General features: G+C 73.1%; 17 protein-coding genes. 5 read left to right on the top strand and 12 right to left on the bottom strand.

The genetic code is table 11. The features are described from left to right. Nucleotides 1–2 precede the first annotated feature (2 nt). Nucleotides 3–704 carry a gamma-glutamyl-gamma-aminobutyrate hydrolase family protein gene (locus tag ACZ4V6_RS15320; protein ID WP_467826955.1) on the top strand — a complete coding sequence of 234 codons (702 nt, stop codon included), beginning with the start codon at nt 3–5 and terminating at the stop codon, nt 702–704. Between the two features lie 200 nt (nt 705–904). Here ACZ4V6_RS15320 and ACZ4V6_RS15325 read toward each other — a convergent pair whose 3' ends face one another. Next, nucleotides 905–1,861: a LysR family transcriptional regulator gene (locus tag ACZ4V6_RS15325; RefSeq protein ID WP_467826958.1), complete on the bottom strand. Its 957-nt coding sequence runs from the start codon at nt 1,859–1,861 to the stop codon at nt 905–907. 70 nt (nt 1,862–1,931) lie between these two features. Between ACZ4V6_RS15325 and ACZ4V6_RS15330 the strand changes: the two genes are divergently transcribed. Further along, the gene (locus ACZ4V6_RS15330; RefSeq protein WP_467826961.1) at nt 1,932–3,089 is read left to right on the top strand and encodes a TDT family transporter; all 1,158 of its coding nucleotides are present in this window, start codon (nt 1,932–1,934) and stop codon (nt 3,087–3,089) included. Here the strand turns inward: ACZ4V6_RS15330 and ACZ4V6_RS15335 are convergent. From ACZ4V6_RS15335 to ACZ4V6_RS15350, 4 genes are all read right to left on the bottom strand, one after another. Further along, nucleotides 3,016–3,735, bottom strand: coding sequence for a helical backbone metal receptor (locus ACZ4V6_RS15335; protein ID WP_467826964.1), 720 nt, complete (start codon nt 3,733–3,735; stop codon nt 3,016–3,018). The genes ACZ4V6_RS15330 and ACZ4V6_RS15335 overlap by 74 nt on opposite strands. Before the next feature lie 7 nt (nt 3,736–3,742). Next, on the bottom strand, nt 3,743–4,312 hold the full coding sequence (locus tag ACZ4V6_RS15340; protein ID WP_467826967.1) for a helix-turn-helix domain-containing protein: 570 nt from the start codon (nt 4,310–4,312) through the stop codon (nt 3,743–3,745). Nucleotides 4,313–4,714: 402 nt separating this feature from the next. Beyond that, on the bottom strand, nt 4,715–7,333 hold the full coding sequence (locus ACZ4V6_RS15345) for an ABC transporter permease/substrate binding protein (protein WP_467826970.1): 2,619 nt from the start codon (nt 7,331–7,333) through the stop codon (nt 4,715–4,717). Continuing rightward, nucleotides 7,326–8,414, bottom strand: coding sequence for a quaternary amine ABC transporter ATP-binding protein (locus ACZ4V6_RS15350; protein WP_467826972.1), 1,089 nt, complete (start codon nt 8,412–8,414; stop codon nt 7,326–7,328). Before ACZ4V6_RS15350 ends, ACZ4V6_RS15345 begins: the two co-directional genes overlap by 8 nt. Nucleotides 8,415–8,608: 194 nt before the next feature. On the opposite strand from ACZ4V6_RS15350, the gene ACZ4V6_RS15355 reads away from it, so the two are divergent. Continuing rightward, nucleotides 8,609–9,514, top strand: coding sequence for a 5'-3' exonuclease (locus tag ACZ4V6_RS15355; protein ID WP_467827383.1), 906 nt, complete (start codon nt 8,609–8,611; stop codon nt 9,512–9,514). Nucleotides 9,515–9,677: 163 nt separating this feature from the next. Beyond that, nucleotides 9,678–10,520, top strand: a complete 843-nt coding sequence (locus tag ACZ4V6_RS15360) for a siderophore-interacting protein (RefSeq protein ID WP_467826975.1) — start codon at nt 9,678–9,680, stop codon at nt 10,518–10,520. Nucleotides 10,521–10,765: 245 nt separating this feature from the next. Here the strand turns inward: ACZ4V6_RS15360 and ACZ4V6_RS15365 are convergent, their stop codons facing one another. Beyond that, on the bottom strand, nt 10,766–11,347 hold the full coding sequence (locus tag ACZ4V6_RS15365) for a GNAT family N-acetyltransferase (RefSeq protein ID WP_467826978.1): 582 nt from the start codon (nt 11,345–11,347) through the stop codon (nt 10,766–10,768). Between the two features lie 80 nt (nt 11,348–11,427). On the opposite strand from ACZ4V6_RS15365, the gene ACZ4V6_RS15370 reads away from it, so the two are divergent. Then, complete coding sequence (locus tag ACZ4V6_RS15370) at nt 11,428–12,399, top strand: RluA family pseudouridine synthase (protein ID WP_467826981.1); 972 nt, start codon at nt 11,428–11,430, stop codon at nt 12,397–12,399. Here the strand turns inward: ACZ4V6_RS15370 and ACZ4V6_RS15375 are convergent. The 6 genes from ACZ4V6_RS15375 to ACZ4V6_RS15400 form a co-directional block, all read right to left on the bottom strand. Then, nucleotides 12,393–13,877, bottom strand: coding sequence for a cytochrome P450 (locus tag ACZ4V6_RS15375; protein WP_467826983.1), 1,485 nt, complete (start codon nt 13,875–13,877; stop codon nt 12,393–12,395). The genes ACZ4V6_RS15370 and ACZ4V6_RS15375 overlap by 7 nt on opposite strands. 47 nt (nt 13,878–13,924) lie before the next feature. Continuing rightward, complete coding sequence (locus ACZ4V6_RS15380) at nt 13,925–14,545, bottom strand: GTP-binding protein (protein WP_467826985.1); 621 nt, start codon at nt 14,543–14,545, stop codon at nt 13,925–13,927. Beyond that, a complete protein-coding gene (locus ACZ4V6_RS15385; RefSeq protein WP_467826987.1) occupies nt 14,526–14,930 on the bottom strand; it encodes a DUF742 domain-containing protein in 405 nt (134 codons plus the stop codon). Before ACZ4V6_RS15385 ends, ACZ4V6_RS15380 begins: the two co-directional genes overlap by 20 nt. Next, on the bottom strand, nt 14,927–15,304 hold the full coding sequence (locus ACZ4V6_RS15390) for a roadblock/LC7 domain-containing protein (protein ID WP_467827385.1): 378 nt from the start codon (nt 15,302–15,304) through the stop codon (nt 14,927–14,929). The genes ACZ4V6_RS15385 and ACZ4V6_RS15390 overlap by 4 nt, the downstream gene beginning before the upstream one ends. A 26-nt stretch (nt 15,305–15,330) precedes the next feature. Beyond that, the gene (locus ACZ4V6_RS15395; RefSeq protein ID WP_467826990.1) at nt 15,331–16,938 is read right to left on the bottom strand and encodes a sensor histidine kinase; all 1,608 of its coding nucleotides are present in this window, start codon (nt 16,936–16,938) and stop codon (nt 15,331–15,333) included. A gap of 386 nt (nt 16,939–17,324) precedes the next feature. Continuing rightward, nucleotides 17,325–20,132, bottom strand: coding sequence for a DEAD/DEAH box helicase (locus tag ACZ4V6_RS15400; protein WP_467826992.1), 2,808 nt, complete (start codon nt 20,130–20,132; stop codon nt 17,325–17,327). Nucleotides 20,133–20,302 lie beyond the last annotated feature (170 nt).

A 20,302-nucleotide genomic window follows, 5' to 3' on the forward strand; every position in this document is an offset into this window, starting at 1 on the left:
GGATGGCGGACAGGCCGCTGATCGGCGTCAGCACGTACCTGGAGTCCTGGGCGCGCTGGGGCGTGTGGGAGCTGGAGGCGGCGCTGCTTCCCGCCGGGTACCCGCGGCTCGTGCAGCGGGCGGGCGGGCTGGCCGCCATGCTCCCGCCGGACGCGCCGGAGCACGCCGCCGCCACCGTCGCCCGCCTCGACGGCCTGGTCGTCGCGGGCGGCCCCGACGTGGAGCCGGCCCGCTACGGCGCCGAGCCCGACCCGCGCACCGGTCCGCCCGCACGCGTCCGCGACGCGTGGGAGCTCGCGCTCATCGGGGCGGCCCTCGCGGCACGCGTCCCGCTGCTGGGCGTCTGCCGGGGCATGCAGCTGCTGAACGTCGCCCTGGGCGGCACGCTCGTGCAGCACATCGAGGGCCACGCGGAGGCGGTGGGCGTGTTCGGCGGCCACCCGGTCACGCCGGTGCCGGGGACGCGGTACGCCGGGATCGTGCCGGAGGAGACGTTCGTGCCGACGTATCACCACCAGGCGGTGGACCGGCTCGGCACGGGCCTGACCGTCTCGGCGCACGCGGCGGACGGAACGGTGGAGGCGATCGAGCTGCCGCCCGCCGACGGCTGGGCCCTGGGCGTGCAGTGGCATCCGGAGATGGGCGAGGACCCGCGGGTGATGCGGGCCCTGGTGGACGCGGCGGGACCGGAAGGGACCGGCTGAGCGGGCCGGCCCCCGACCGTGCCCGGCCCGCTCCCGCGCACCGCCGGCCCCGCCCGCGGCACCGGCGCGCGCCCACGCGGGCACACCTCACGCCCCGCGGAGCCGTCCCGCATCCCCCCTTCCGTGCCCCGGGCGGCGCCGGGCCCACGGGCCGGGGCTCCGGTCGGACGAGCCGCGCCCGCGGCCCCGCCCCGCCGGGCTCACCCCCGGGTCAGCGACAGCAGCTGCCGCGCCGGTCCCGTCGGACGGTGGCCCGTCGGCCAGACGGCGCGCAGGTCGCGCGCCAGGGCGACGTCCGCCACGGGCACACTGACCAGGCGCCGCGTCGTGAGCTCCTCGCCGACGGCGAGTTCGCTGAGGACCGCCGGACCGGCGCCGCTGACGGCGGCGGCCTTCACCGCGGTGGTCGACGACAGCTCGATCAGGGGACGGGCCAGCCCGCCCAGGGCCGCGTCCAGGACCTGCCGGGTGCCCGATCCCTCCTCCCGCAGGATCAACGGGGTCGCCGCCAGCTCCTCGGCGGCCAGGGGGCGGCGTCGGCGCGCCCACGGATGGGCGGGGGCCGCCACGACGATCAGGCGGTCGTGGGCGATGACGGCGGAGTCCAGGCCCGCCGGGACGCTCACGCCCTCCACGAACCCGAGGTCGGCCTCGTCGGCGAGCAGCCGCTCCGCCACGGCCGCGGAGTTCCCGGCGAGCAGCGACACGGCGGTGCCCGGCAGCTGGCCGCGCAGGGCGACCAGCCAGCCCGGCAGCAGGTACTCGGCGATGGTCATGCTCGCCGCCACCCGCAGCCGCGAGTCCCTCCGGTCCCGCAGCGCCTGCGCGCCCGCGTCGAAGGCCTCGGCCGCCTCCACGATCCGGCGCGCCCAGTCCGTGACCAGTGCGCCGGCGTCGGTGAGCCGGGAGCCGCGCGGCGAGCGGTCCACCAGGGCCACTCCCAACTGGCGCTCCATCGAGCGGATGCGGCTGCTGGCGGCCGGCTGGGTGATGCCCAGCTCGCGCGCGGCCCCGCCGAGACTGCCCAGCCGAGCCACCGCCAGCAGCAGCTCCATGGCACCGAGGTCCGGCACCCGGTGCGACAGCGAGGCCGCCACGTGCCGCCCCGGCTCGCCCGGTCCGCCCTCCCCGTTGCCCCTGACACTCCTGCTGCTCATAACCCCAGCTTATGTCCTCATAGGAGCATGGTCCCTGGTCGGGGACTTCGGGCGCCGAGACCGTAGGATCATGGTCACCGCAGCCCAGCCCCTGTCCCCCGCCTCCGCCCCGGTACGGCGCGTCCCGGCCGTCCGCCACCTCGGCCCGAACTGGTACGCGTGCGTCATGGGCACCTCCGTCGTCGGCACCGCGGGGGCCGCGCTCCCCTGGCACGTGCCCGGTCTGCGCGCCCTCTGCACCGCCGTCTGGGCGCTGTCCCTCGTCCTGCTGACGGCCCTGCTCGTGGCCCGGTCCCTGCACTGGCGGCACCACCGCGACCAGGCCCGCGCCCATCTGCTGGATCCGTCCGCCGCCCCCTTCTACGGCTGCCTGGCCATGGCCCTGCTGGCGGTCGGCGGCGGCGCCGTGACCGTGGGCCGGGACTGGACCGGCGAGCCGGCGGCCGTCGCCCTCGACGCCGTGCTGTTCACGGCGGGGACGGCGATCGGGCTCGCGGCGGCCGTCGCCGTCCCGTACCTGATGGCCGTGCGGCACCGGACAGAGCCGGGCCAGGCGAGCCCCGTGTGGCTGCTGCCGCTCGTCGCGCCGATGGTGTCCGCGGCCGTCGGCCCGCTGCTGGTCCCGCACCTGCCGCCGGGGCAGCCCCGCCAGACGCTGCTGCTCGCCTGCGTCGCGATGTTCGGGCTGAGCCTGCTCGCGACCCTGATGACACTCCCGGTGATCTTCGGCAGGCTGATCACGGGCGGTCCGCTGCCGCTCGCGCTCACCCCGTCGCTGTTCCTGGTGCTGGGTCCGCTCGGGCAGTCCACGACCGCCGCGGGCGCGTTCGCGGACCTGGCTCCCGGTGTCCTGCCCGGCCCGTACGCCGAGGGGTTCGCCGTGTCCGCCGTCCTGTACGGCGTTCCGGTGACGGGCTTCGCGCTGATGTGGCTGGCCCTCGCCGCCGCGCACGTCGTGCGGGCCCGGCGCCGGGGCATGCGCTTCTCGATGACGTGGTGGTCGTTCACCTTCCCGGTGGGCACCTGTGTCACCGGTTGCGAGGCGCTCGCCCGGCACACCGGTCTCGCCGCCTACGACGTGCTCACCGCCGTCCTGTACGCCCTGCTTCTCGCCGCCTGGGCCGTCGCCGCCGCGCACACCGCGCGCGGCCTGGTCAGCGGCGTGCTGCTCGCAGGGCCGCGCCCAGCAGCCGGGGCGCCTCGGCCAGTGACGGCCCGTACCACGTGAGGCACCGCCCGTCGACGAGGGCGCAGGGCAGGCCGGGGAAGGCCTCGGGTCCGTCGTCGGCGGTGAAGCGGTACGGCTCGTCCGGCAGCACCACGACGTCCGGGCGGGCCGCCCTCAGTTCCTCCACCGGGACCTTCGGATAGCGCTCGGCGTGACCGGCGTACAGGTGATCGACGCCGAGGCGGGCGAGCACGTCACCGGCAAAGGTGTCGCGGCCCAGCACCATCCAGGGCCGGCGCCAGACCGGTACGACGGCCGTGGCGCGCTGCTCCGGGACGGGCAGGGACGACCAGGCCTCCCGGGCCGCGTCCAGCCACCGGGGCCGGGACGGCGCACCGCAGGCCGTCAGGACCCGGGCCAGCTCCGCGAGGGCCTGCGCGACGGTGCGCACCTCGGTGACCAGGACCTCGGCGCCGCCCGCGCGCAGGGCGTCCAGGTCGGGGGTCCGGTTCTCCTCCTCGTTGGCGAGCACCAGGTCGGGGGCGAGGGCGAGGATCCGCTCGACGTCCGGGTTCTTGGTGCCGCCGATCCGGGCGACCTCGAGGCCGGCCGGGTGCGTGCACCAGTCGGTGGCGCCGACCAGGGCGCCGGGGAGCGTGCGGGCCACGGACTCCGTCAGGGACGGCACCAGGGAGACGACCCTCACCGCGGCCTCACCGGCGCGGCCGGTGCCGTACGGCCTCGATGTGCTCGGCGACGGCGACGACGATCAGCCGCGTGTCGGGCACCGTCGCCCGCCAGCGGTGCCGCACCCCGCCGGTCAGGTACAGGGTGTCGCCGCGTCCCAGCCGGTAGGCGCGCCCCTCGGCCTCGATCTCCACGGCGCCCTCGGCGACGAACATCAACTGGTCGTTGCGGTACTGCAGTTCCCGGCCCGCGTCGTGGTCGCCGGTGAACTCCGAGGCGTGCATCTGGTGGTGTCCGCGCACCAGGGACCGCACCTTGGGCGTGAACCCGGGATCGGGGTCCTCGGCCCGGACCACGTCCACGCTGCACGCGGGATCGGCCGCGGCGAGCAGCTCCACGGCGGTGGTGCGCAGGGCGTCGGCCACCTTCTCCAGGGAGCTCCGGCTGGGGCGGGCCCGGTCGTTCTCGATCTGGCTCAGGAAGGGCACGGACAGGCCGCTGCGCTCGGCGACGACGGCGAGCGTGAGTTCCAGGGTCCGGCGCCGCCGCCGTACGGCCGCGCCCACCCGGAGTTGCTGGTCTTTGTGGTCGCCCATCGCTCCGGCTCCCTCCTTCGCCCGTCGCCGTCGTACCGCCGTCCCGTGCCGGGACGCCGTCCTCCCGAGGAGTTCTCTGCACCCTACGCATGTTCGGCAAACCGTTTCATGCGGCCGTCACATCGCTGTCACGGCGCGGTGGCCGGGACCTCACGGTTCTCGCCACGCGACGAGCCGCCCGCTCCGTACGACGGGCGCCTTACCGGTTCAAGGCGCAGGCGGCTCTGCGTGTTCCCGCCGGTCCGCTCCGCCCTCACCGCCGGGATCGGGTGGTGGCATGGCGCTCCGTGGTTGTCCGGATCCTATCCGTGTTCCGGCGGGAACGACCCGAGGGGTGGGTCTCCGCGCTCTTGTCGAGCGCGGAGACCCACCCCTCGGGGACGTCGGGTACGGGAAGCCGTACTACTGCGGTGTCATCCGCCCGACCATGTCCGGGTGCTCCTCGAGCCAGGCGGCCACCGCCTGCTCCTCGTGGCCCTGGCCGCGGTTCTTGATCTCGGCCTCCAGGCTGCCGAGCTCGTCCTCGCTCATGCGGAAGTTCTTGATCCACTCGGTGAGCTGCGGATACTGGCCGGGGAACGCCTTGCTGGAGATGGTGCGGATCGTGTTGCCCTCGCCGAAGGCCTTCCTGGGGTCCTTCAGCTTGGTCAGCCCGTACTCGCTGTACGCCCAGTGCGGTGACCACAGGACGACGGCGACGGGCTCGTGCTTGGCGTAGGCCCGCTTGAGCTCGGCCAGCATCGCCGGGGTGGAGCCGTCGACGACCTCGTACTCCTCGTCCAGGCCGTAGCCCGGCATGACCTCGTCCTTGAGCAGCTGCATCTCGCCGGTGCCGGGCTCGATGCCGATGATCTTCCCGTCGAAGAGGTCGGCCTTGCCCTTGAGGTCCGCGAGGGACTTGACGTCCTTCACGTACGAGGGGACGGCGATCTCCAGGGAGGTCGGCTGGTACCAGGTGCCCAGGTCGGTGAGCTTGTCCTTGTTCTTGTCCCAGTAGTTCTTCTGGGCGTGCGGCAGCCAGGCGTCGAAGTTGAGGTCGATGTCGCCGGAGGCCAGGCCGGTGTAGACCGGGCCGACGTCCATCTGCTTGAGGTTCAGCTTGTAGCCGCGCCGCTCCAGGACGTTCTTCCAGAGATGGGTGACGGCGACGTCCTCGTCCCAGGGGAACCAGGCGACGTCCACGGCGCGCTCGGCCTCGGGCGGGGTGGCGCCGGACCCGGAGGAGACCGGGGCCAGCTCGTCGACGATGCCGGGGTCGGCCTTCAGCCAGGCGCGGACGGCGTCCTGCTGGCCGCCCTTGCCGGCCTTGTTGATCTCGGCCTCCAGGCTGGTGAGCTGCTTCTCGGTCATCGAGAAGTCCTTCAGCCACGTGCCGACGACCGGGTTGTCGTCCGCGAATCCCTTGCGGGACAGCGTGTGCACGCCGTCGCCCTCGCCCCAGGCGCCCTTCGGGTCCTTGAGCTTCTTCAGGTCGTAGTCGTTGTACGCCCAGTGCGGCGACCAGAGCGTGGTGACGATCGGCTCCTGCCTGGCGTAGGCGCGCTTGAGCTCGGCCAGCATCGCCGGGGTGGAGCTGTCGACGACCTTGTACTCCTTGTCCAGGCCGTACTCCTTGAGGACCTTGCTCTTCAGCAGGGCCATCTCGCCGGCGCTGGCCTCGATGCCGGTGATCCTGCCGCCGAAGAGGCCGGCCTTGCCCTTGAGGTCCTCGAGGGAGTCGATGTCCTTCATGTACGCCGGGACGGACAGCTCCAGGGACGTCCGGTCGTACCAGGCGCCGAGGTCGTCGAGCTGCTCGCTGTACTTCTTCCAGTACTGCTCGTGCGTCGTCGGCAGCCAGGCGTCGGTCTGGAAGTCGATGCTGCCCTGGGCGAGCGAGGTGTACAGCGGTCCGGCCTCGAACTGCTTGACCTCGACCTGGAAGCCGCGCTGCTCGAGGACCTCCTTCCACAGGAAGGTGGAGGCGACGCCCTCGTCCCAGGGGATGTAGCCGATGCTGACCTTCTTGCCCTGGCCGACGTTCTTGCCGGCGGCCACGGCGGGGGCGTCGTCGCCGCTCCCGCCGAAGACGCCCATGCCGCCGGCCACCAGCGCGAGGACGACGACGCCGACGGCGGCGACCTTGGGGTGGGGCCGGTAGGACCAGATCTTCATGCCCCGCATGCTGCGGGCCTTGGCGGCGGCGCGGCGGCCGAGCGGGGAGACCTGGGTGCCCAGGGCGCTGGTCATGCGGTCCAGGTAGATCGCCAGGATGACGATGGCGACGCCGGCCTCGGAGCCGAGGCCCACGTTGAGCTGGCCGATGGCCTCGTTGACGTCGCCGCCGAGGCCGCCGGTGCCGACCATGCCGGCGATCGCGGCCATGGACAGGCCGAGCATGATGACCTGGTTGACGCCCGCCATCACCGTGGGCAGGGCCAGCGGGAGCTGGACGCGCAGCAGGGTGTTGCGGGGCGTGGTGCCGAAGGCCTCGGCGGCCTCGACCAGTTCCTTGTCGACCTGCCGGATGCCCAGCTCGGTCATGCGCACGCCCGGGGCGAGCGCGAAGATCAGGGTGGCGACGATGCCCGCGGAGGCGCCGGTGCCGAAGAACAGGATCGCCGGGATGAGGTAGATCATCGCGGGCAGCGTCTGCATGAAGTCCAGCACGGGCCGGACGAGGCCGCTGACGCGGTCGGAGCGGGCCGCCCAGATGCCCACGGGCACCGAGACGACCAGGGCGATGATCGTGGCGACGAGGACCAGCGCCAGGGTGATCATCGCGTTCTCCCACAGCTCCATGGAGACGATGAACGCGAATCCCAGGAACGTGAGGACACCGGCGACCGTGCCGCGCAGCCAGAAGGCGATGACCGCGAAGATGCCGACGAGCAGCAGCGGTTCGGGGGCCTGCAGGACGGCGTTGATGCCGTCGTAGGTGCCGGTGAAGACCGTCTTGAAGAAGTCGAAGAGCCACGCGACGTGCGCGAGCAGCCAGTCGACCGCGCTGTTGACCCAGTCGCCGAGCGGGATCCTAGGCACGGGACATCACCTTCTCCGGGCCCTTCTCGCGCTGCGTGGCGCAGGCACCGGCCCCGGCCTGCTCCTCGCCCAGGAAGGCGACGAGCCGCCGGGCCGGGACGACCCCGACGAGCCGGTCGTCGGCGTCGAGGACCGCCACCGGGTGCGACACCCGGGCGCTGATCGCGCACAGCTCGGTGAACGGCGTGTCGGGCGTGGCCGTCTCGCAGTCGCAGTCGGCCTCGTCGCCGCTCAGGTCGGTGTCCATGACGGAGCCGGCGGTGAGCACGCGGGAGCGGTCGACGTCCTGGGTGAAGGAGGCGACGTAGTCGTTGGCGGGGCGCATGAGGATGTCCTGCGCGGTGCCTATCTGCACGATGCGGCCGTCGCGCATGACGGCGATGCGGTCGCCCAGGCGCATGGCCTCGTTGAGGTCGTGGGTGATGAAGACGATGGTCTTCTTCAGGGTCTTCTGCAGCTCGATCAGCTGGTCCTGCATGTCGCGGCGGATCAGCGGGTCCAGGGCGCTGAACGACTCGTCCATCAGCAGCAGGTCGGCGTCGGTGGCGAGCGCGCGGGCCAGGCCGACGCGCTGCTGCATGCCGCCGGACAGCTCGTCCGGCCACGACTTCTCCCAGCCGGCCAGGCCGCACAGGGCGAGCGCCTCGTCGGCGCGGCGTTCGCGCTCGGCGCGGGGCACGCCCTGCACTTCGAGGCCGTAGGCGGCGTTGTCACGGACGCTGCGGTGGGGGAAGAGCGCGAAGTGCTGGAAGACCATGCTGATCTTCTTGGAGCGGACCTCGCGCAGCTGTCGCTCGCTGATCTCGGTGAGGTCCTGCCCGCCGAAGCGGACGTGCCCGGCGGTCGGTTCCAGCAGGCCGTTGAGCATGCGCAACAGCGTGGACTTGCCGGATCCGGACAGCCCCATGACCACGAAGATCTCTCCGGGCTCCACGGTGAAGGAGGCGTCGATGACCGCGGCCGTGATGCCGTCGGCGCGCAGCTCCTCCCGGTCGGCCGACTCCCGCAGCCGTTCGACCGCCTGATCCGGTTTTCTGCCGAACACCTTGTACAGGTGCTCCGCCTCTAGCCTCGCTGACACGCTTACCTCTTGGCTCGGGGGCAGGGACAGGGATACGAAGCCTGACTAACAGTTGAATGAATCAACCAGCTACGACCCGGCTGCGCGCCTGCCCTGATCGCCCCGACCCAAACACATGAGTGATCCGGCTCACACGATCTCCACCGCCCGTCCGCGTGACCTGCGGCATGATGCGAGGCGTGACCGGACGACTGATGCTTCTCGACACCGCCTCCCTCTACTTCCGCGCCTACTTCGGCGTGCCGGACTCCGTGAAGGCCCCCGACGGCACGCCGGTGAACGCCGTGCGCGGACTCCTCGACTTCATCGACCGCCTGGTGAAGGACCACCGTCCCGAGCACCTGGTGGCCTGCATGGACGCCGACTGGCGCCCGCACTGGCGGGTGGAGCTGATCCCCTCCTACAAGGCGCACCGCGTCGCCGAGGAACGCCCGGCGGGCCCGGACGCCGAGGAGGTGCCCGACACGCTGTCCCCCCAGGTGCCGGTCATCGAGGCCGTCCTCGACGCGCTCGGCATCGCCCGCGTCGGCGTGCCCGGGTACGAGGCGGACGACGTGATCGGCACGTACACCGCCCGCGCCGAGGGACCGGTGGACATCGTCACCGGCGACCGCGACCTCTACCAGCTCGTCGACGACGCCCGCGGCGTGCGCGTGCTCTACCCGCTCAAGGGCGTCGGCACGCTCCAGCTCACCGACGAGGCGGTGCTGCGCGAGAAGTACGGCGTCGACGGCCGCGGGTACGCCGATCTGGCACTGCTGCGCGGCGACCCGAGCGACGGCCTGCCGGGCGTGGCCGGCATCGGCGAGAAGACGGCCGCCAAGCTGCTCGCCGGGTTCGGGGACCTCGCCGGGATCCTCGCGGCGGTCGACGACCCGGCGGCGAAGCTCACGCCCTCGCAGCGCAAGCGGCTGACCGAGGCCCGGCCGTACCTCGCGGTCGCCCCCAAGGTCGTCCGGGTCGCCGACGACGTCCCGCTGCCGGACGTCCCCACCGCACTGCCGCACACCCCGCGCGACGGGGCCGCGCTGGAGGGCCTCGCGGCCCGCTGGGGTCTGGGCGGATCCCTGGAACGGCTGCTGACGACGCTCACCGCCTGAGCCGCACCGTCGAGGCGGGCGATGCCCGCGCCCGGAATCAGTATCCGGAGGAGGGGAAACCGTACCCTGCGCCGGGGGACTCGTGGAGCCTGAGGCCATGAGGTCCCGACTGGGACAGGAGTGCTAACTTAGGTAAACCTAACTCAGGGACTGGGAGGCCGTCATGGCAGAGCGTCCGGGCCGCAGGCCGCGCAAGCCGCACACCGCACAGGTCGTCCGCACCGAGCGGCTGACCCCGCACATGCAGCGCGTGGTCCTCGGCGGTGAGGGACTCTCCGCGTTCTCCGCGGACACCTGCACCGACCACTACGTGAAGCTGCTGTTCCCCGCCGGGGGCGTGACCTACCCGGAGCCCTTCGACATGGAGCGGATCCGCGAGGAGTTCCCGCGCGAGCAGTGGCCGGTGACCCGGACCTACACGGTGCGCCAGTGGGACGCCGAGCACCGCGAGCTGACCCTGGACTTCGTGATCCACGGTGACGAGGGGCTGGCCGGACCCTGGGCGAAGCGCGTCCGGCCGGGCGAGACCGTCCGCTTCATGGGTCCCGGCGGCGCCTACGCCCCCGATCCGGCCGCCGACTGGCACCTGCTCGCCGGCGACGAGAGCGCCCTGCCCGCGATCGCCCGGTCCCTGGAGTCGCTGCCCGACGGCGCCCGTGCGTTCGCCTTCGTCGAGGTCGAGGGACCCCAGGAGGAGCAGAAGATCGACTCGGACGTGGAGGTCGTCTGGCTGCACCGCGGCGACCGTCCGGTGGGCCGGGCCCTGGTCGAGGCCGTGCGCGGCCTGGACTTCCCCGCGGGCCGGGTGCACGCGTTCGTGCACGGCGAGGCGGGCTGCGTGAAGGAGCTGCGCAGGCTGCTGCGGGTGGAGCGGGAGATCCCGCGCGAGGACCTGTCCATCTCCGGCTACTGGCGCCTCGGCCACGACGAGGACGGCTGGCAGGCGTCCAAGCGGGAGTGGAACGCCCGCGTCGAGGCGGAGCAGGAGGGCGCGCCGGCCGCGTAGGCGGGGGCGCCGCCGAGCGCGGCACGGCCCTCCGGAAGCCTCGGGCGCCCGGCACGGTACGGCGCGCCGCGCCGGCCGTGGCGCCGGACCGGTGAGGGGTCCGGTCCCGGGCGCGGTGCGGCGGCCCTCACGCGGGCGCGACCACCCCAGCGCGCCGGGCGCCGCACGCGGCACCCCGCCGGTCCGGCTTCGCGACGGCCCCCCGCCCCGCGCGCCCCGGCGTGCGGCGTCCGGGCCGCCCCGCCTCAGTCGCCGTGCACGCGCGCGTGCAGGTGCATGTCGTGCCAGCCGTCCGGGTGCCGCAGGGCCCGCCGCTTGGTGCCCTCCAGGGCGAACCCGCTCTTGCGCGCGACGCGGCACGACGCCTCGTTGGCCACGGAGTGCAGCAGCTCCAGCCGCTGGAAGCCGATCTCGTCCAGGGCCCAGCGGGCGAGCGCGGTCGTGGCGCGCGTGGCGACGCCCCGGCCGCGGGCGGCGGCCGTGGTCCAGTAGGCGACCTCGGCGACCCCGTCGCCGAGGACCACCTCCCGCAGCGCCACGCGGCCGTGGAGCCGGCCGGTCGCCGCGTCGGCGACCGCCCACTGCGGCCTCCGCTCCTGCTCCCAGGCCCGCTGCCACTCGGCGATCCAGCCGCGCACCTCCTCCTCGGAGTCGGCGGCGCGGATGTGCCACTGGTGCATCGCCGGGTCCTGGAAGGCGGCATGGACGGCGGGCGCGTCCTCCATGCGCCACGGACGCAGGACCAGTCCGTCACCGGCGGGGATCACGGGCTGCGGGACGGAGGAGAGGGTGCCGGGCGCGAGGACGGGACTCGTCAGGTAGGGCATGTCCGGCATCCTGCCCGCGCCGCCGGTGCGCGGACCACCGGTTTTCCGCTGTCCTCCCCCGCCTCGTACGCTGGCACCCGATGAGACGCCGTACGCCTCCCCCGCCCTCGCCCCTCCCCCAGCGCCACGGGGTGGACCCGGTGCGGGTGCGGCTGCCGGCCGCCGGGCCCTGGGCCACGGTCCGCGAGCACCTGGTGGAACGGCTGTCCGGCGCGGGCGCCGGCACGGTCGACGGCATGTTCGACGCGGGCCGGATCGTCGGGGCCGACGGACGGGCGGTGGCGGCGGACGCCCCGTACGAACCCGGGATGTACGTCTGGTTCCACCGCGAACTCGCGCCGGAGACGCCGGTGCCCTTCCCGCTGGAGGTCGTGTACCGCGACGAGCACATCGTCGTCGCCGACAAGCCGCACTTCCTGGCCACCACCCCGCGCGGCGTCCACGTCACCGAGACCGCGCTCGCCCGGCTCCGGCGCGAGCTGGACCTCCCCGCGCTCGGCGCCGCGCACCGCCTGGACCGGCTCACCGCCGGACTGGTGCTGTTCACGGTCCGCCCCGGGGAACGCGGCGCCTACCAGACGCTGTTCCGCGACCGGCGGGTGCGCAAGGAGTACGAGGCCCTCGCGCCGTACGACCCCGCGCTCCCCCTGCCCCGGACCGTGCGCAGCCGGATCGTGAAGGAACGCGGGGTCCTGGCCGCCCGCGAGGTCGAGGGCGAGCCGAACGCCGTGAGCCGCGTCGAGCTGGTCGAGCACCGCGGCCCGGGCCCGGCGGGCGCGCCGGCGCTGGGGCGGTACCGGCTGGTGCCCGCCACCGGGCAGACCCACCAGCTGCGCGTGCACATGAACGCGCTCGGCGTGCCGGTCCTCGGCGATCCCCTCTACCCCGAGGTGACCCCGCCCGTGCCGGCCGGTGACTTCCGGCGCCCGCTGCAACTGCTGGCGCGGGAGCTGGCGTTCACCGACCCGGTCACGGGGCGCGCGCACCGGTTCCTGAGCGGACGGACCCTCGGGGCGTGGGCGGCGTACGAGGAGTGGGCCGGCCGTCAGTAGCCGCGCCACCAGAGCAGGAAGCGCTGCCGGATTCCCTGGGGGCGGGCCGGCGCCGACGGCTCGGGCGGCGCCGCGGGGACGGCGGACACGGCCGTCGCCGTGGGAGCGGTGGGCGCGGGTTCCGGTGACGGCGGCGGGGCGCCGATGTGCCAGGCGGCGCGCTGTTGCGGGACGTCGGTGTGGCTCGGCCGCTGGGTCACGTCCTGCTGCGGCCGCGGTTCGAACCGCACCGGCAGTTCCACCAGGTGGCGCGACGCGATCGACGACCGCCAGCCGAGTTCGTCCTCGTCGCAGTCGAGCCGTACGTCCGGCAGCCGCATCAGCAGCGCGTCGATGCCGGCGTCCGCGATGGCGCGTCCGATGTCCTGGCCGGGGCACTCGTGCGGGCCCCCGCCGAAGGCGAGGTGGGAGCGGTTGCCCCGCATGCTCGCGTCCAGGTCGGGGCGGATGCGCGGGTCGACGTTGCCCGGCGCGATGCCGAACAGCAGTCCGTCGCCCGCCCGGATGCGCTGGCCGCCCAGTTCCGTGTCCTGCTTGGCGAAGTAGGCGAAGACCGTGCTGAACGGCGGTTCGTCCCACAGGGACTGCTCGACCGCCTCGGGCACCGTCATCTGGCCGCCGCTGAGCTGGGCGCGGAAGCCAGGGTCGGTGAGCACCACGCGCAGCACGTTGCCGATGAGGTTGACGGTCGCCTCGTAGGCGGCGAGCAGGACCAGTCGCAGATGTTCCCTGACCTCGTCGTCGGTGAGTCCGGCCGGGTGGGTGACGAGGTGACTGGCGATGTCGTTCTCGGGCCGGGCCCGGCGCGCGACGCTGAGCCGCCCCAGGGCGTCCATGACGTAGGCGTGGCTGGCGATGGCGGTCTCGGTGCCCTTGAGCGTGTCGCGGGCGGCCTCCACCATCCGGTCGTTGTACTCGTGCGGCATGCCGAGGAGTTCGCACATCACGCCCATCGGCAGGTGCTCGGCGAACTGGCCGACGAGGTCGGCGCGGCCCTCCTCGCAGAACCGGTTGACGAGGCGCTGGGTGTGCCGCGTGATGTGCCGGCGCAGCCCCCGGTAGTCGATCGTGGACATGGCCCCGGTGACCGCGCCGCGCAGCCGCTTGTGCTCGTCGCCCTCGGCGTGCGAACAGATCGGCTGCCAGGCGATGTGCGGCATGAGCGGGTGGTCCGGCTTGACCATGCCCTCGTTGAGCGGGGTCCAGATGCGGCTGTCGCGGGAGAACTGGGCGGGGGTGCTCACCATGTGCAGGTTCTCGGCGTGCCCGAGGACCACCCACATCGGCACGTCGTCGTGGAGCAGCACCGGCGCCACCGGTCCGTACCGGCCGCGCAGCCGTTCGTAGAGCTCGTCCGGGTCGTCCGCCTCGTTGAGGCGGTGCAGTCCGCCCGGACCGGTGCCGTGCGCGGGGCAGCCGGGGGGCGGTCCGGGCAGGGGGCCGCCGGTTGCGGTCGGGGCGTGGCGTTCAGGCGTCACAGTGTCGCTCCGCGGAGAAGGTCGGGAAGTCGAAGAGGGGGGCGGGGTCAGGTGAGCGCGCCCTTGACGGCGAGGGAGTGCAGGAAGCGCATCAGCGTCATCAGGACGTCCCGGCTGGAGGCCCGGCGCCGCACGTCGCAGTCGAGGATGGGGATCTCCTCGGGCAGGTCGAGCGCGGCGCGCAGCTCGGCGACCGGGTGACGGGGCGCGTCCGGGAAGGAGTTGACGGCGACGACGAAGGGCACGCCGCGTTCCTCCAGCCGCCCCATGACGTCGAAGCTGACCTCGAGCCGGCGGGTGTCCACCAGGACCACCGCGCCGAGCGCGCCCTCGAACAGGCCGTTCCACAGGAACCAGAAGCGCTCCTGGCCGGGCGTGCCGAACAGGTACAGCACCAGCTGGTCGGTGATGCTGATGCGGCCGAAGTCCATGGCGACGGTGGTGGCGGTCTTGGAGGGGGAGCCGTAGTTGTCGTCCACGCCGATGCCCGCCTGGGTCATCGTCTCCTCCGTGGTCAGCGGTCTGATCTCGCTGACCGAGCCGACCATGGTGGTCTTGCCGACCCCGAAACCGCCCACGATGACGATCTTCACGGCGGCCTCGGCCGTGTGCGGCAGCCGGTCCTCCGTCCGTGGGCCCGGAATGGTGTCAGAGCTTTTGAAGTCCATGCATCACCGCTTCGAGGAGGGATCGGTCGGCGACCTTCTGCCGGACGATCGGGGCGCGGGCCTGCACCAGTTCCGCCGTCAGCAGGTCGGTGAGCAGCACGGTCACCACACTGAACGGCAGGCTCAGGTAGGCCGACAGCTCGGCTACGGACAGAGGCGCGGCGCACAGCCGCAGCAGGGCCGCCTGTTCCGGCGTGGCGGACACCGGCGGGTCGGCGCGGGCCACGATCAGCGTGACCAGGTCGATGTCGGCGCGCTCGCCGCCTCCGTCCCCGCCGATGACGAAGAGCCGCTCGGGGTTGCGGAGTTCGCCTTCCTCGGACGGCGGTCCCGCCGCGGACGGCTCCTGCCCGGGAGTTCGCCTCTGGCGTTGCGGAGGAGTCATACGGTCTGCCCGTTGCGCCGCGCGGGAGTGGTCAGATGGGGTCCGATGCGGGCGACGAGGTCGGCCATGCTGAGGCTCATCCGGCCGGGCTCGCAGCGGACGTCGGAGAGCACGGCGAGGTAGGCGTTGGGACCGGCGGCCATCAGGTAGAAGTAGCCGCCGTTCATCTCGATGATGACCATCTTCATCTCACCGTCGCTGGTGGGGATCTCCTGGGCGACGGCGCCCGCGAGGCTCTGCAGGCCCGCGCAGGCCGCGGCGACCCGGTCGGCGGCGTCCGGGTCGCCGGAGTAGCGGGCGATGCGCAGGCCGTCGGCGGAGAGCACCACGATCATCTCGATGCCCGGGACGCCGTCGTAGAGGTCCCTGAGCATCCAGTCGTACTTGCCTTGCTGCTCGATCACTTGAGGTTCCCCTCGTCGTCGGCCGGGGCGCTGGCCGGCTGGTTGCTGGACTGCTGGTGGGCCTGGGTCAGGCCGGGATGCTGTTTGAGGCCCTCCCAGAAGGCCGCGACCCACTGCCCCGGCGGGGTCGCCTCGGCCGGTTCGGGCTCGGGGACGGCCGGGATGCCGTTCCGGGTCCGCTCGGCGGCCTCGCGGGCCTCGCGCTCGGCCTCCTCGCGCTCCCAGACCGCCTGCTCGGCGAGCCGCTGGCTGAGCGGCGTCCTGACCCGGCTGCGACGCTGCGGGAGGCCGCCCGCCGTCCACTCGGTGACCTCGGGGACGTCGTCCTCGAGCGAGACCGCGGCCGGGACGCGCGGGCTGGTGGGGCGGCGCTTCTTGGGCCTGCGCCGGGGCCCGGGGAGGGCGTCGGGGCCCGGGGTGGGGATCGAGGTCGCGCCGATGCCGTGGGCGAGTCCGACGCCGGGCTCGGTGGTCGTCATCGTGCTGGGCACGATGAGGATGGCGCGGACTCCGCCGTACGCGGAGGCCCGCAGCGAGACGTCCATGCCGTACTGGGTGCACAGCCGGCCGACGACGGACAGGCCGAGGCGCGGGTGCTGGCTGAGGTCCTGCACGTCCGTGCCGCGCTTGGCGTCCTCGAGCAGGCCCTCGATGCGGGCGCGGGACTCCTCGCTGAGGCTGACGCCGGCGTCCTCGATCTCGATGCACACGCCGCTCTGCACCTCGGTCGCGGTGACGTGCACCTTGGATCCGGGCGGTGAGTAGCGGGTGGCGTTGTCGAGGAGTTCCGCGGCGGCGTGGATGACCGGCTCGACCGCGGTGCCCTTGATGTTGACCTTGGCGATGGAGGCCAGGTTGATCCGGCTGTACTCCAGGATCCGGGACATGGCTCCGCGCAGCACGCTGTAGAGCGCGACCGGGGCGGGCCACTGGCGTCCGGGACGGCCGCCGCCGATGACGGAGACGGAGTCGGCGAGTCGGCCGATCAGCGCGGTGCCGTGGTCGATGCGCAGGAGGTCGTCGAAGACCTCGGGGTTGCGGCCGTGGTCCTCCTCCATCTCGCGCAGTTCCTTGTTCTGCTGGTGGACGATCGCCTGGACACGGCGGGCGATGTCGACGAAGGAGCGCTCGGCGGACTCGCGCATGGCGTCCTGGTGGTCGATGACCGCGCACACCGTGCGGATGAGGTGACGCTGGGGTTCGCCGAGATCGGCGTAGGAGGCGTCGAGTTCGTGCAGGTGCCTCATCACTTCGTCGGGGGTGTTCCCCCGGCGCATGTAGTGCAGCGCGGCGGGCAGGATCTCTCCGCCGATGCGGGCCATCTCCTCGTGGTGGCCCACCACCCGCCGTTCCAGGTACGCGCTGTGACGGGCGTGTTCGGCGCGCACGTCCCGCAGGGTGCGGCCCCGGCGCGCCGCTTCGGCCGCCGTCGCGACCACCAGCAGTGTGGCTACGGCACCGCACCAGCCGACGGCGAGCCGGGCCGGTTCCGCCACCAGGGCGACGGCGGCCCCGGACGCCGCGGCCATCAGTACGGCGGGGAGCAACAGCGTGCGCGCGTACGGAAGTTCACGGCGTCCTGGAGGGGAATCGACACTCACCATGTAGGCCCTCTGAAAACGAATCGGCGGGGATGGGGGAGCTTGCAGGGGGGTATGTCCGGGAATGGCCGGGACATTCGGCATGTTGGGAACAAGCGCGCGAATTCATCTCAACCCGGTGCGCTGCGGGCGAGCTTAGTCCGAGCGGATCATCGCCGTGTCATATCCGGCAAGCACCTGAAACGGGTGCGGGGGCTGGGGTAGCCTCAAGCCCATTTGCACGCTGGGGAGTTGGTCGAACACCTGGAGTGATCACGTCCGGGTGCGCGAAGGACACCCGCCGTGACGAGGGGCGTCACGGCGGCGCCCCGGAACGCACGGAGGCCCGGCAGTGCGCGGGCCACCCCGTGTGCCGAGGTCCGCGCCCTGCCGGGCCGGGGGGGGACGGGTCAGCCCACGGACGAGTAGGCGACCACTCCGCGCAGCAGCCCGTCGACCGCCTTGCGCGCGTTCTTCGGGACCGTCGAGCCCTCGCGGGGCGCGGCCGCCGCGATCTGGCCGAGGACGTCGATGACCTGCTTGCACCAGCGCACGAAGTCACCGGCCGGCATCTCCGCCTCGCGCAGCACCTCGTCGAGGCCCTTGCCGGACGCCCACTCGTGCGCGGCCCAGGCGAAGCCGAGGTCGGGTTCGCGCTGGCCCACGCCCTCGGTCTGGCTGATCCGGAACTCCTCCTCCAGGGCGTCCAGCCGTCCCCAGATGCGCACCGTCTCGCCGAGCGCGGCCTTGGCCTTGCCGGAGGGCACCTTCGGCGCCATCGCGTCGTCGGCGACCCGCGACTCGTAGACCAGCGCCGAGACGCAGGCGGCGAGTTCGGCCGGGGAGAGCCCCTCCCAGACGCCCTCGCGCAGGCACTCGCTGGCGAGCAGGTCCAGTTCGCCGTAGAGCCGGGCGAGCCGCTTGCCGTGCTCGGTGACCTCGTCGCCGCGCAGGTAGTCCATCTCGGTCAGCAGGGCGACGATGCGGTCGAAGGTGCGGGCGATGGTGTTCGTCCGCCCCTCGATCCGGCGCTCCAGCTGCGAGGTGTCGCGCAGCAGCCGGTGGTAGCGCTCGGCCCAGCGCGCGTGGTCCTCGCGCTCGTCGCAGCCGTGGCAGGGATGGGCGCGGATGGCCTTGCGCAGCCGCGCGATCTCCCGGTCGTCGGCCGCCTGGGACCGCTTCTTGCGGGCCCGCTCCGGCGGGATGTGCCCCGCCTTGGTGCGCAGCGCGGAGGCGAGGTCCCGGCGGGACTGCGGGGAGCGCGGGTTGAAGGACTTCGGGATCCGCATCCGCTCCAGCGCCTCGACCGGCACCGGGAAGTCCATCGACGCCAGCCGCTTGACCTGCCGCTCGGCGGTGAGCACCAGCGGGCGCGGCCCGTCGTGGTGCTCGAAGCCGCGGTGGCCGTTGGTGCGCCCGGCGGGCAGGCCCGGGTCCAGCACCAGGGCGAGACCGGCGTACTTGCCCGTCGGCACGTGGATGACGTCGCCCGGCTTCAGCTTCTCCAGCGCCACGGCGGCCTCGGCGCGCCGCTGGGCCGCGCCCTGCCGGGCCAGCTCGGTCTCGCGGTCCTTCAGCTCGCGGCGCAGCCGCGCGTACTCGTCGAAGTCGCCGAGGTGGCAGGTCATGGAGGCCTTGTAGCCCTCCAGCCCCTCCTCGTTGCGCTGGACCTGCCGGGAGATGCCGACGACCGACTTGTCGGCCTGGAACTGCGCGAAGGAGGTCTCCAGCAGCTCCCGCGACCGGTGCCGGCCGAACTGCTCGACCAGGTTGACCGCCATGTTGTACGACGGCCGGAAGCTGGAGCGCAGCGGGTACGTGCGCGTGCCGGCGAGACCGGCGAGGTGCTCGGGGCTCATGCCGCGCTGCCACAGCACGACGGCGTGCCCCTCGACGTCGATGCCGCGCCGGCCGGCCCGGCCGGTGAGCTGCGTGTACTCGCCGGGGGTGATGTCGGCGTGCTGCTCGCCGTTCCACTTGACCAGCTTCTCCAGCACCACCGAACGGGCGGGCATGTTGATGCCGAGGGCGAGGGTCTCGGTGGCGAAGACGGCCTTGACCAGACCGCGCACGAACAGCTCCTCGACGACCTCCTTGAACGTCGGCAGCATGCCCGCGTGGTGGGCGGCGATGCCCCGCTCCAGGCCCTCCAACCACTCGTAGTAGCCCAGGACGTGCAGGTCCTCGGTGGGGATGGAGGCGGTGCGCTCCTCGACGAGGGCGCGCACCTTGGCGCGCGCCTCGTCGTCGTTGAGCCGCAGTCCGGCGTACAGGCACTGCTGGACGGCGGACTCGCAGGCGGCCCGGCTGAAGATGAAGGTGATCGCGGGCAGCAGGCCCTCGGCGTCGAGCCGCTCGATGACCTCGGGCCGGCCCGGCGTCCAGATGCGGGAGCGCTGCCGGCGCTCGCGCTCGCGGTCGGCCTCGCGCATGTGCCGGCCGCGGCGGCGGTCCTGGTACGAGGGACGGGTCGCCTCCATGCGCGCCATGCGCATGAGGTCGGGGTTGACGGCCTTCTTGTGGCCCTCGCCCTCCTCGAACAGGTCGTACATGCGGCGCCCGGCCAGCACGTGCTGGAACAGCGGCACCGGACGGTGCTCGGAGACGATCACCTGGGTGTCGCCGCGCACCGTGTCCAGCCAGTCGCCGAACTCCTCGGCGTTCGACACGGTCGCCGACAGCGACACCAGGGTCACCGACTCGGGGAGGTGGATGATCACTTCCTCCCACACGGCGCCGCGGAAGCGGTCGGAGAGGTAGTGCACCTCGTCCATCACCACGTAGCCGAGGCCGAGGAGGGTCTGCGAGCCGGCGTACAGCATGTTCCGCAGGACCTCGGTGGTCATCACGACCACCGGGGCGTCGGAGTTCACGCTGTTGTCGCCGGTGAGCAGGCCCACCTTGTCGGCACCGTAGCGGCGGCACAGGTCGGCGTACTTCTGGTTCGACAGGGCCTTGATGGGTGTCGTGTAGAAGCACTTCTTGCCCTGCCGGAGGGCGAGGTGGACGGCGAACTCGCCGACGATCGTCTTGCCGGAGCCGGTGGGCGCCGCGACCAGCACGCCCTTGCCGGCCTCGAGTGCCTGGCAGGCCTCGATCTGGAAGGGGTCGAGGCCGAAGTCGTACATCTCGCGGAAGGACGCGAGCGCGGTGGCCTGCTCGGCAGCGCGCTGACGGGCTGCCGCGTACCGCTCGGCCGGTGAGAGATCCTCTGTCATCGTACTTTCGAGCGTACCGGGCCCCACCGACAACAGGACGATCTTTATCCGACCCCGGCCCGGGCACCGCCGTGACGCCCGCGAGGTGACGCGCGTCCCGGGGGCGGCACGGGTGAGGGGCCGGACGGATCACCGTCCGGCCCCTCACCCGTGCCGCCGCCCTCCGCCGT

It is taken from the genome of Streptomyces sp. NPDC029152 (assembly GCF_055564355.1).

What these genes read in the sequence shown, in the direction of transcription:
- ACZ4V6_RS15380 (WP_467826985.1), bottom strand. Translation starts at nt 14,545, where the DNA reads ATGGACTTCAAAAGCTCTGACACCATTCCGGGCCCACGGACGGAGGAC.
- ACZ4V6_RS15400 (WP_467826992.1), bottom strand. Translation starts at nt 20,132, where the DNA reads ATGACAGAGGATCTCTCACCGGCCGAGCGGTACGCGGCAGCCCGTCAG.
- ACZ4V6_RS15340 (WP_467826967.1), bottom strand. Translation starts at nt 4,312, where the DNA reads ATGGGCGACCACAAAGACCAGCAACTCCGGGTGGGCGCGGCCGTACGG.
- ACZ4V6_RS15395 (WP_467826990.1), bottom strand. Translation starts at nt 16,938, where the DNA reads ATGGTGAGTGTCGATTCCCCTCCAGGACGCCGTGAACTTCCGTACGCG.
- ACZ4V6_RS15360 (WP_467826975.1), top strand. Translation starts at nt 9,678, where the DNA reads ATGGCAGAGCGTCCGGGCCGCAGGCCGCGCAAGCCGCACACCGCACAG.
- ACZ4V6_RS15330 (WP_467826961.1), top strand. Translation starts at nt 1,932, where the DNA reads ATGGTCACCGCAGCCCAGCCCCTGTCCCCCGCCTCCGCCCCGGTACGG.
- ACZ4V6_RS15320 (WP_467826955.1), top strand. Translation starts at nt 3, where the DNA reads ATGGCGGACAGGCCGCTGATCGGCGTCAGCACGTACCTGGAGTCCTGG.
- ACZ4V6_RS15325 (WP_467826958.1), bottom strand. Translation starts at nt 1,861, where the DNA reads ATGAGCAGCAGGAGTGTCAGGGGCAACGGGGAGGGCGGACCGGGCGAG.
- ACZ4V6_RS15390 (WP_467827385.1), bottom strand. Translation starts at nt 15,304, where the DNA reads ATGCTCAGGGACCTCTACGACGGCGTCCCGGGCATCGAGATGATCGTG.
- ACZ4V6_RS15355 (WP_467827383.1), top strand. Translation starts at nt 8,609, where the DNA reads ATGCTTCTCGACACCGCCTCCCTCTACTTCCGCGCCTACTTCGGCGTG.
- ACZ4V6_RS15365 (WP_467826978.1), bottom strand. Translation starts at nt 11,347, where the DNA reads ATGCCCTACCTGACGAGTCCCGTCCTCGCGCCCGGCACCCTCTCCTCC.
- ACZ4V6_RS15370 (WP_467826981.1), top strand. Translation starts at nt 11,428, where the DNA reads ATGAGACGCCGTACGCCTCCCCCGCCCTCGCCCCTCCCCCAGCGCCAC.
- ACZ4V6_RS15385 (WP_467826987.1), bottom strand. Translation starts at nt 14,930, where the DNA reads ATGACTCCTCCGCAACGCCAGAGGCGAACTCCCGGGCAGGAGCCGTCC.